At 56.6% G+C, this 9,346-nt stretch carries 11 protein-coding genes; 5 read left to right on the forward strand and 6 right to left on the reverse strand.

All coding sequences use genetic code 11. The features are described 5' to 3' along the window. Positions 1–167: 167 nt before the first annotated feature. Positions 168–1,427: an aminotransferase-like domain-containing protein gene (locus AAC01S_RS17275; protein WP_067625411.1), complete on the reverse strand. Its 1,260-nt coding sequence runs from the start codon at positions 1,425–1,427 to the stop codon at positions 168–170. A 104-nt stretch (positions 1,428–1,531) separates the two neighbouring features. After that, positions 1,532–3,586, reverse strand: a complete 2,055-nt coding sequence (locus AAC01S_RS17280; RefSeq protein WP_067625414.1) for a prolyl oligopeptidase family serine peptidase — start codon at positions 3,584–3,586, stop codon at positions 1,532–1,534. A gap of 183 nt (positions 3,587–3,769) precedes the next feature. On the opposite strand from AAC01S_RS17280, the gene queC reads away from it, so the two are divergent. Further along, positions 3,770–4,444, forward strand: coding sequence for a 7-cyano-7-deazaguanine synthase QueC (gene queC, locus AAC01S_RS17285; RefSeq protein WP_067625416.1), 675 nt, complete (start codon positions 3,770–3,772; stop codon positions 4,442–4,444). A gap of 28 nt (positions 4,445–4,472) precedes the next feature. Here queC and AAC01S_RS17290 read toward each other — a convergent pair whose 3' ends face one another. Together AAC01S_RS17290 and AAC01S_RS17295 are read right to left on the reverse strand one after the other, a co-directional pair. Beyond that, positions 4,473–4,958 carry a helix-turn-helix domain-containing protein gene (locus AAC01S_RS17290; RefSeq protein ID WP_067625418.1) on the reverse strand — a complete coding sequence of 162 codons (486 nt, stop codon included), beginning with the start codon at positions 4,956–4,958 and terminating at the stop codon, positions 4,473–4,475. Next, the gene (locus AAC01S_RS17295; protein ID WP_067625421.1) at positions 4,955–5,362 is read right to left on the reverse strand and encodes a globin domain-containing protein; all 408 of its coding nucleotides are present in this window, start codon (positions 5,360–5,362) and stop codon (positions 4,955–4,957) included. The genes AAC01S_RS17290 and AAC01S_RS17295 overlap by 4 nt, the downstream gene beginning before the upstream one ends. 98 nt (positions 5,363–5,460) lie before the next feature. Here AAC01S_RS17295 and AAC01S_RS17300 point away from each other — a divergent pair, with 98 nt between their 5' ends. Together AAC01S_RS17300 and AAC01S_RS17305 are read left to right on the forward strand one after the other, a co-directional pair. Continuing rightward, a complete protein-coding gene (locus AAC01S_RS17300) occupies positions 5,461–5,838 on the forward strand; it encodes a YlbF/YmcA family competence regulator (RefSeq protein WP_067625424.1) in 378 nt (125 codons plus the stop codon). Next, on the forward strand, positions 5,835–6,518 hold the full coding sequence (locus tag AAC01S_RS17305) for a metal-dependent hydrolase (RefSeq protein ID WP_067625427.1): 684 nt from the start codon (positions 5,835–5,837) through the stop codon (positions 6,516–6,518). Before AAC01S_RS17300 ends, AAC01S_RS17305 begins: the two co-directional genes overlap by 4 nt. Before the next feature lie 66 nt (positions 6,519–6,584). On the opposite strand, the gene AAC01S_RS17310 is transcribed toward AAC01S_RS17305, so the two are convergent. After that, positions 6,585–6,836, reverse strand: coding sequence for a DUF3243 domain-containing protein (locus tag AAC01S_RS17310; protein ID WP_067625430.1), 252 nt, complete (start codon positions 6,834–6,836; stop codon positions 6,585–6,587). A gap of 175 nt (positions 6,837–7,011) precedes the next feature. Here AAC01S_RS17310 and AAC01S_RS17315 point away from each other — a divergent pair, with 175 nt between their 5' ends. Continuing rightward, positions 7,012–7,299, forward strand: a complete 288-nt coding sequence (locus AAC01S_RS17315; protein ID WP_245630274.1) for a hypothetical protein — start codon at positions 7,012–7,014, stop codon at positions 7,297–7,299. Between the two features lie 123 nt (positions 7,300–7,422). Here AAC01S_RS17315 and AAC01S_RS17320 read toward each other — a convergent pair whose 3' ends face one another. Further along, the gene (locus AAC01S_RS17320; RefSeq protein WP_067625433.1) at positions 7,423–8,709 is read right to left on the reverse strand and encodes a DNA polymerase IV; all 1,287 of its coding nucleotides are present in this window, start codon (positions 8,707–8,709) and stop codon (positions 7,423–7,425) included. A gap of 127 nt (positions 8,710–8,836) precedes the next feature. On the opposite strand from AAC01S_RS17320, the gene argR reads away from it, so the two are divergent. Beyond that, on the forward strand, positions 8,837–9,289 hold the full coding sequence (argR, locus tag AAC01S_RS17325) for an arginine repressor (RefSeq protein WP_067625436.1): 453 nt from the start codon (positions 8,837–8,839) through the stop codon (positions 9,287–9,289). Positions 9,290–9,346: the final 57 nt, after the last annotated feature.

Here is a 9,346-nt window from a genome sequence, read left to right on the forward strand (position 1 = left end):
GCGCCTCCGCGCCTCCGCGCCCCGCGCCCCGCGCCCCGCGCCTCCGCGCCTCCGCGCCTCCGCGCCCCGCGCCCCCGCGCCTCCCGCGCCCCGCGCCCCGCGCCTCCCGCGCCCCGCGCCTCCGCGCCTCCGCGCCTCCGCGCCCCACCGTCCCTCACTCCGTTCGCCTACCGCCCCGCGCTTGGCGCTGTTGGCGTCAGTGCAGGCGACATGCTCTTTTCCACCGCCCGGCTCAGCCGCAGGACGCCTTCCCGGATGATGTCCGGCTTGAAGTAGGAGAACGAGAGCCGCATTTGATTCTTGCCCGCCTCGTCCACGTAGAACGGAGGCCCGCCGACAAAGGACACGCGTTCTTCGAGGGCATGCTCCCATACCCGATGAATGTCCGTATGTTCCGGCAGAGTAACCCACACGAAGAAACCGCCAAGCGGCGTCGTCCATTCGCATCCACTCGGCATGACCTTGGCGAGGGTCTCCGTCATCGCATCCCGCCGATCGCGATAGGTTTGCCGCAGGTGCGCGAGATGTGCCTGGAAATCGATGCTCTCGAGCAGATTGGCGAGTGTCTCCTGCACGAAAGGACTCGTGCCGCCCTCCGATTTGACGCGCTGCATCCCGCGAATGATCGTCTTCGGGGCGATCACGGCACCCACGCGCAATCCTGGAGCCACCGTCTTGGAGAACGTGGTGACGTACAGCGTGTGCTCTGGCGCGAACGATCGGATGGGCGGCAGGGCCACGCCGTCAAAGCCGAGTTCGCCATAGGCGTCGTCCTCAATGATGTAGAATCCGTAGCGCATGGCGAGTTCCGCGAGCGTTCGACGGCGTTCCAGGCTCATCGTGAGACCTGTCGGATTCTGGTAGTTGGGGATGACGTAAAACAGTTTTGGAAGCGGGGCGCCCGTCTTGGCCCGCCGTTCCAGTTCTTCGGCCACCTCGTCGACGACGAGTCCCTGCGCGTCCATGCCAAAACCGCGCCGTTGGCGGCCGTAGAGGGACAGTACGTGGATGGCGCCAAAATAACTCGGCGCTTCAAACCAGACTTCGTCGGTCGGGTCGAGAAAGAGGCGCCCGGCGAGATCGATGGCCTGGGACGATCCGCTGGTAATCAAGACCTCGTCCGGTTCGACGGTGGTGTTCCAGCGTCGGGATCGATCCGCGGCGATGTATGCCGGGAGGCGGGACGTGCCGGAACCGCCGCCGTACTGCAGAGATCGAGCGCCGTCGCCCGAAAGCGCGAGGGCTGTCGCCGCTTTCAGTTCGGGAAGCTGGAACAGATCGCCGTCTGGCAGGCCATAGTTGAACGCAATGACGTCGGAATGCTTCAGGGCGCGGCCGGAGAAGTCGAATGCCGCGATCCCGGCTTGGAACTGCGTACGTTCGGCGAACCGCAATTCGTGTTGGATCGGAGAGTTTTCCTGTGCCATTGACGAAGTCCCCTTTGTGAAAAGCTGATCATCTTGTCGTTGCGTGCAAGGGTCGAGATCATATCACATCGTTGTTGAAATATGTGACGATTTCTCCATATTCGTTACTGTTCAATGGATACGCCAAACACGCTGTATAAGAAGGCGTAGATATCCGTCTGCTCTTCGATGATCTTGGCCGTCGGCTTGCCCGCCCCGTGGCCTGCGCTGGTTTCGATCCGGAGGATCACCGTGTTGTCTGGGCTGGCGACGGATTGCAAGGTCGCTGCGAACTTCATGGCGTGCGCGGGAACGACGCGATCGTCGGTATCCGCCGTCGTGATGAGAATCGGCGGGTACTTGGCCCCAGGCTTGACATTGTGCAGCGGGGAATACGAGCGCAGTGTTTCGAACTCTTCTTTGCTTGCCTCCGCGTTTCCGTATTCGGAAATCCAGAAATGGCCGACGGTGAATTTGTGGTAGCGAAACATATCGGTCACCGGCACCATACAAACCACGGCGCCGAACAGGTCGGGGCGCTGGAGCATGCACGCGCTGACGAGCAGTCCGCCATTGCTCCCACCCATGATGGCAAGCCTCTTCGGATTCGTGTACTTCGCTTCAATCAGGTACTCGGCAGCAGCGATAAAGTCGTCGAACACGTGTTGCTTTTGGTGAAGCATCCCATCTCGGTGCCACGCTTCGCCGTACTCGAGACCACCGCGGAGATTGGCGACGACATAGACGCCGCCTTGTTCGACGAACGCCATCGCGGAAGCGGAAAACGCCGGCGTCAGCGAGACGCGAAAACCGCCATAGCCGTAGAGCAGCGCAGGGTTGTTTCCATCGAGCGCGATGCCTTTCTTGTGCGTGATGAACATGGGCACGCTCGTGCCGTCGTACGACTGGCAAAACGCTTGGTGCGTCACGTAGTCGGCCGGATCGATCGACGATTCGGATTGCGCAAACGGTTCAAGCGATTCCGTCGCAAAGTCAAACCGAAACACCGTCGGCGGGTACAAGTAGGACGTGAATCGGAAGAACATGTCGTCGGACGAGGCGCGCCCGTACACGGAGTCGACGGAGCCCATGGTTGGCAGCGGGATCGAGCCAATCGGCGAACCGTCCATCGCAAACCGTTCGAGTTGCGAATGCGCGTCCGTCAGATAGCCAACGACGATTTCGCCGTGGATGATGCGGGCAAAGTCGATGACGGAAGATCCTTCCGGAATCACATCCACCAAACCTTTGTCTGGATGTTCGACGTCGAAGTATGCAATTTTCGCGTTAGGCGCTGAATGGTCAGTTTGGACGTAGAGCTTTCGGCCAATCACGTCGATGGCGTGATACGACGCGTCTGGTTGATCGACAATGCGCTCGATTGCCGCGTCTTCGCCGAGTCCAGCGGACAAGTCGAGCAGCCACAGCCGATTCTTGGTGTCGGTGCCGACCAAGCCGTGCAGCAGCAGGTAACGTTTGTCGCTCGACATAGACAGCGAGAAGTGCAGCGTTTTGTCTTCGGGATACTCGCAAACCAGTCGATCCTCCGTCTGGTTGTCGCCGATGCGATGATAGAACACCTTCTGGTAGTTGTTCTCGTCTTCGGCAGCGACCGTGCCTGGCTGCGGGTACCTCGTATAGAAGAACCCGGCGCTGTCGGCCGTCCATTGAATGGACGAGAATTTGCACCATTGGAGGCGATCTTCGAGTCGGTCCCCGGTTGCGGCGTCGAGGACGTGTATGATTTGTCGATCGCTCCCGCTCTCTGACAGCGCATACGCCACGAACAGGCCGTTTGGCGACGGAGAAAACGCCATGATGGCAACGGTGCCATCGGCTTTTAGACCGTTGGGATCGAACAGAATGGCTGAAGGCTCGTGAAGCCCCTTCTTCACAAATAACGCCGGTTGATTCCACAATCCGGGGTTATGTAAGTAGAAATACGTCCCATTCGCCTCTTTGGGGACCGAAGTCTTCGGGAAGTTGTATTGGCTTCGCAGTCGCTCTCTGATCGTCTCGCGGCCTGGCAGTGTGTCCAGGTATTGGCGAGAGGTATGTCTGTGATGAGCGACAAAGGCTTGTGTATCGGAAGAATTCGGATCTTCCAGCCAACGGAATGGATCCTCCACCGAAACGCCGTGATAGGAATCAACTTGAGCGGACCTCTTCCAATGTTCCATGCAGTACAACCCCCGGTCAATCTTGAATATGGACGATAGAGCGATACCGTGATTATATCTCGTAAGCTGGCGGCGGGGTACCACGGGAATCGGATCTGCCAAAATTGAGCAGCGATCATACGCATGGTTTATGCTTTTCAGGTACAATAGGACAAGCAATTCTCTTGAATGGAGTGACATCAAATGGCGAAAGCGGTCGTCATTTTGAGCGGTGGATTGGACAGTACGACGTGCATGGGCATCGCGCAAGACGAGGGGTACGAGTTATTTCCGATTACGTTCGACTATGGCCAGCGCCATCGGCGCGAACTCGAATGCGCGCAACAGGTCGCCAGGCATTACGGGGTGACGAAACATCCCATTATTCCCGTGGACTTCTTGCGCCAGATTGGCGGCAGCGCACTTACGGATGAGGAGATTTCTGTTCCGCAATCCGGGTTGTCCCACGAGATTCCTGTCACCTACGTGCCGGGGCGAAACCTGCTGTTTCTGTCCATGGCGGCGTCCTATGCCGAAGTATTGGGCGCAGAGGCGATTTATATTGGGGTCAATGCCTTGGACTACAGCGGATATCCTGACTGCCGCCCAGAATTTATCGAAGGGGTTCAGCATGTACTGCGTATTGGCACCAAAGCCGGTGTGGAAGGACACGCAATCCAGATTGAAACGCCGTTGCTCCACTGGACGAAATCACAAATCATCCGACGCGGAACCGAGCTGCAGGTGCCATACGAACTGACGACTTCGTGTTATCTCGGAGAGGAACTGGCTTGCGGCGAATGCGACAGTTGCAGGCTGCGTTTGAAAGGCTTCGCCGAGGCCGGGCGCGAAGATCCGATTCCTTATCGCCGCAGATGATAAACCGTGATCGCGGGCTTGCGACGGCTCACGACGACTGAAACGCCTGAATTAAACGCCAGGCCTTTTCAAGCTGCTTGCGCTTGACGCTGTCCGCGCTCATGAAGTTCTGAAGAAACGGCATCGTATCGGGATGCATCCGGATAAATAGAATCACCCGAGCTTCGTCCCGCGTGAGCGCGAGATTGGTCAGGTTTGTGCCTTCCTCCGCCAGACTTTCGGGGAACGCCCCAGAGGCGCCGCCATCGGTTTGTCCCGCTGCCGCTTTTGTATAGATTCCAATGTGGGCAGAGGAGCCTGCCTGCAAGGGAGCTGCCGCGCTGTCCTGCAACTCCGACACCGATACGCCCAGCGCTTTCGCGATTGCGCTTAGCGTTTCAGCGTCAGGTTGACGACGATTGGTTTCGTACATCGCGATGGCGCTGGTCGAAATGCCTGCTTGCTCCGCAAGCCGCGCCTGAGTAAATCCTTGCTGTTTTCGAATTTGAGCTAGTTTCTCGCCGATTGGGCTCATCGATCCACCTCCGGCTCCTCATCTTCTTGATTGACCATGTGAAATGCTGTCGAAGTTAGTCGACTCATCATGGCTTCGGCTGCTGGCCCAGAAATTCCTGCAGCGGCCATCGCTTCCTTCATACAACCCAGCCATGCTCTCGCGTGGGCCTTGGTGATGGGGAAGGGCAGGTGGCGGGCGCGCAGCATGGGCTGTCCACGATTTTCCGAGTACAGTTTGGGGCCGCCGAACAACTGCGATTGGAACCAGAATTGACGCTCCCGAACTTCGTCAAACGATTCCGGGAACAGCGGCCGCAGCAAAGCGTTCTTTTCCACCCGCGCGTAAAATTCGTCAATCAAGCGGCGCATTGTCGGTTCGCCGCCAATCGCGTCGTATACTGTCGTGAATTGCGAGTTGTCCATGGACATGTCCTCCAGTTCTACTTGACAGTATAGCGTGGCACGGGGAATTTTGAAGCGCAACTCGTGGCATTTATAATGTACCCGAGGGAGTGAATAGGATGAATCCGTACGACAAAGCGCACGAACTGGCAAAGGCTATCCGTGGCTGGGACGCGTTTGAACGGGCGAGGGCGGCCAAAAAGGCCATCGAAGCCGACCCTTCCGCACATCGCATGGCGACCGACTATCTGCGGCGGCAATTCGAATTGCAAGCGAAGCAGATGCGCGGCGAGCAGCTCAGCGAGGACGAGCTTTCCAACTTTCAGAAGCTGAGTGAAGTTGTGCAGTTGAATCGCGACGTTCGAACGTATCTGGAAGCGGATCGATCTTTGCAAGTGCTGTTGATGGACATTCAAAACATCCTCTCAGAAGTCATGGAAGAAGCGAGTCTTCTTTCCCTCCAACAAATTTTTGACGAAATGGGGCGCCAGGAATGAAGATCACATTTCACGGTCAATCTTGTTTCCTGATTGAGCACGAAGAGTATCGAATCATCATCGATCCGTTCCTCAGCGGCAACCAACAAGCGGTGATTACGCCCGACGATGTGAAGGTTTCCTATGTACTGTTGACACACGGACACGCGGATCACGTCCTTGACGCCGAATCCATTGCCCGCGCGAACAATGCGACTGTCATCGCTCCGAACGAGTTGGCGCATTATTATGGCTTGAAGGGGCTCCAGATTCACCCGTTACATATCGGTGGAAAGCACGATTTTCCGTTTGGACGTGTCAAGTTGACGCTGGCATTCCATGGGTCCGGCATGGAGATCGACAATGGCTTTGTCTATGTGGGTCCGCCTGTCGGATACTTGCTGACCATGGGCGGCAAGACGATTTATCACGCCGGAGACACAGGGCTGTTTGGCGACATGAAATTGATTGGTGAACTGAACCAGATTGACCTGGCCTTGCTGCCGATTGGCGACAATTTCACCATGGGGCCGGAGGACGCTTTGCTTGCGGCGGAATGGCTGCGCGCCAAGAAAGTCATTCCCATGCACTACAATACCTTCCCGTTGATTGCTCAGGATGGCGCGAAATTCGTGAACGATCTGAAAGCGCGCGGCCTGGATGGGCTCGAACTGAAAATTGGCGAATCCGTCGAGCTGTAATCCATGCCCGTTTATCAAAATGGGCCGCCGCCAGCAGATATATTGCTGTCGGCAGCCCATTTTTGGTTAGTGTGCCTTATCCGACATTTTTACCATGACACTTGCAATCGCGCGGCGTTCATCTTCGTTGCCACATTCCCACATTTCTTTGAGAAGACGTTGTTCCGGGTTTTTTGGATCAACTTTGTCAGCGAGAAATTCACCCATTTTGGACGCGACGTTGGTAATTTGATCGTCGCTGAACCCCATTGCCTGTGCCTTGTCGACGTGCTCCCCGAGAAACTCGCGCCAGTGACTGAAACTCTCGAGTATGCTCATGAAGTTCTCCTCCTCCAACGTGGATAGCTGAGTTCCCACTTCAATTTGCCCAACGGCTTTCGTTCTAATTCGCTCGTCGACGGTTCAACAAGGCGGGATCGAACAGGGAATCGGTATAATGTGCGGCAGGCTTGCATAGAAGTGGACAAGATGCAGTTGAGGGGAGGAGTTCGCTGTGAGGAGAAAGATGGCGATTCGCAAAGGCGGTCGCCGCAACGCGCTGATATATACGTGCGCGGCGGTCGCGATTGGCGTTTACGGAATTCCACGTCTGCCACATATGACGCACGGTGTGCAAGGCACATTTTCCGTCGTTTGGATTTTGTTCTTAGCGCTGTGTATTGGCGCAAATTTGTATTTTTCTCTCGGTACGGACAAGGAACGAGCGCGGCAACTGGAAGAACAGCTGTACGCGGAATCGAATCCAGAACATGTCGCTGAGCGCGTCCGCGCACGGGGCTGACTACTCTTCTCGTTTTGCGTTCCAAACGACGATTCCGATCGCGCCGATAAAACAAATGATGATTGCAATTACTGGATCGAGTGTGCCATGCACGGTAGACCAGCCTCCTCATTGAATCGTCTTCTAATCGTCTTCATATAGCTTGTCCTTTTGCAGCGATGTGCCGCGCGATGTATGGTTGCGCAGCGCATTGCTGCTGTCGTGTTCGAGCATTCGTCCTCGAATCACGGAATTTTCCCCATAACGGTTGCGAATGGCATCTGTCACTTCCGTGAGCTTCTGCAGTTTCGCTTTGCGCCGAAACGCGGTCACTTCCGAGTTGTCGTCAAACAGCGATCGCTGGACGATCCCCGCGGGCGTATCGGAAGCGTCGGTCAAATTGCTCGTCGTCACACCGAGCAGGCGAATGGGTCGATTCGGCTGCCAGTTTGATTGTAGCAGTTTGATCGCCTCGCGATAAATATCCTCCGTCAAATTTGTTGCCGCATCCAACGTGTGTCGCCGCGTAATGGTGTTCATCCGATGATCGCGAATCGCCAAGGTCACCACGCGGCCCAGCTTGCCTTCCTTGCGCAGACGTCGTCCAACTTGATCCGACAAGTTGAGCAGCGTCCGTGCCCATACGGCGGGGTCAGCGGTGTCGCTTGGCAGCGTGATCGAGTGCCCGACGCTCTTGACCGGGGGGCGCTCGGCCGTCACGGGTCTGCTGTCGAGCCCGTTGGCAAAATCCCTCAATTCCAGACCGCGCGTTCCCAAGGCGGTGTGCAGCCGCCGCCTGTCTGCCACGGCCAGTGAGCCGATGGTCCGAATGCCCATCTGCTCCAGTCGAATGGCGCTCTTCTCGCCCACTCCATGCATCTCCTCGATCGGCAGGGGCCAGATCAGGTCCTGGAAATTATCTTCGGTTATCTCCGTGATACCCATGGGTTTGTGGAGATTGCTGCCCATTTTCGCGAAAAACTTCGTGTATGAAACGCCAATGGAGCAGGGAAGTTGCAATTCATCTCGAAGGGTTGATTGAATCGTGTGCGCGATCTCGCTGGCCGAACCAAATTGACGGCTTCCCGTGACATCCGCGTAACACTCGTCAATGCTGACAATTTCGACGAGCGGCGTGAACCGCCGAACGACGTCGAATACTTTACGGGCGTAGTTTCGATACAGTTCGAAGTCGGGCTCAATGAGTATTAAATCCGGGCAGAGCCTTCTTGCCTGCGCCACGTTCATGGTCGTTCGGACACCGCGTCGTCGCGCTTCGTAGCTTGCGGTCACGACAATGCCGTGCCGCGTCTCGGGGCTGCCAGCCACTGCGATCGGCTTGCCGCGATACGCTTCCGGTTGTGCGGCGGCATGGCACGAGGCGTAAAATGCGTTCATATCCACATGAAGAATCGCTCTTCGTTCTTCCATGACGAACACCTCTCCCGTCCAGTGTACAGGACGAGGTATCCAGTGAAAATGGCCTGCCGAACATGTCGCGGCGTTTTGTCTAGCGTCTTACACACCGCCTGCCACGATGGAGGTTCAGATAGGAGAGATGCATGTGAAAGATCAACGGCTGATGCGAATTCGCGAATTGGTCAGTCAGCAAGAAATCGAAACTCAGGAGGAACTCGTTCGGGAGCTTGAAGCGTCCGGATTCGCAGTGACGCAGGCGACCATTTCTCGCGACATCAAAGAGCTTCAATTGATCAAGGTCGTAGGGAATAACGGTCGCTACAAGTATGCCATCCCGAATGCGACGAACAATATCTCCGTGGAGGCCTTGCGACGAAGGCTTGCCGATGTCTTTATATCGCAAGCGCGCGCAAACAACCTCATCGTGATCAAGGTCGCCCCAGGCAATGCGCATGCCATTGGCGCGCTTCTCGACGCGTTGAATCCGCCGGGTCTGCTTGGCAGCATCTGCGGCGATGACACGATTTTGCTGGTTTGCCAAGACGATCAGACGGCCATCGTATTGCTCGATTCGATCATCGCCCACGCATGATAGTCGGCGCAAATTCTTAGGCCGATTTCTGCAAATCCGTGAATTCCGGTATATAAT

It is taken from the genome of Alicyclobacillus acidiphilus NBRC 100859 (assembly GCF_001544355.1).
Classification (GTDB): domain Bacteria; phylum Bacillota; class Bacilli; order Alicyclobacillales; family Alicyclobacillaceae; genus Alicyclobacillus; species Alicyclobacillus acidiphilus.

What these genes read in the sequence shown, in the direction of transcription:
- AAC01S_RS17275 (WP_067625411.1), bottom strand. Translation starts at nt 1,427, where the DNA reads ATGGCACAGGAAAACTCTCCGATCCAACACGAATTGCGGTTCGCCGAA.
- AAC01S_RS17280 (WP_067625414.1), bottom strand. Translation starts at nt 3,586, where the DNA reads ATGGAACATTGGAAGAGGTCCGCTCAAGTTGATTCCTATCACGGCGTT.
- queC (WP_067625416.1), top strand. Translation starts at nt 3,770, where the DNA reads ATGGCGAAAGCGGTCGTCATTTTGAGCGGTGGATTGGACAGTACGACG.
- AAC01S_RS17290 (WP_067625418.1), bottom strand. Translation starts at nt 4,958, where the DNA reads ATGAGCCCAATCGGCGAGAAACTAGCTCAAATTCGAAAACAGCAAGGA.
- AAC01S_RS17295 (WP_067625421.1), bottom strand. Translation starts at nt 5,362, where the DNA reads ATGGACAACTCGCAATTCACGACAGTATACGACGCGATTGGCGGCGAA.
- AAC01S_RS17300 (WP_067625424.1), top strand. Translation starts at nt 5,461, where the DNA reads ATGAATCCGTACGACAAAGCGCACGAACTGGCAAAGGCTATCCGTGGC.
- AAC01S_RS17305 (WP_067625427.1), top strand. Translation starts at nt 5,835, where the DNA reads ATGAAGATCACATTTCACGGTCAATCTTGTTTCCTGATTGAGCACGAA.
- AAC01S_RS17310 (WP_067625430.1), bottom strand. Translation starts at nt 6,836, where the DNA reads ATGAGCATACTCGAGAGTTTCAGTCACTGGCGCGAGTTTCTCGGGGAG.
- AAC01S_RS17320 (WP_067625433.1), bottom strand. Translation starts at nt 8,709, where the DNA reads ATGGAAGAACGAAGAGCGATTCTTCATGTGGATATGAACGCATTTTAC.
- argR (WP_067625436.1), top strand. Translation starts at nt 8,837, where the DNA reads ATGCATGTGAAAGATCAACGGCTGATGCGAATTCGCGAATTGGTCAGT.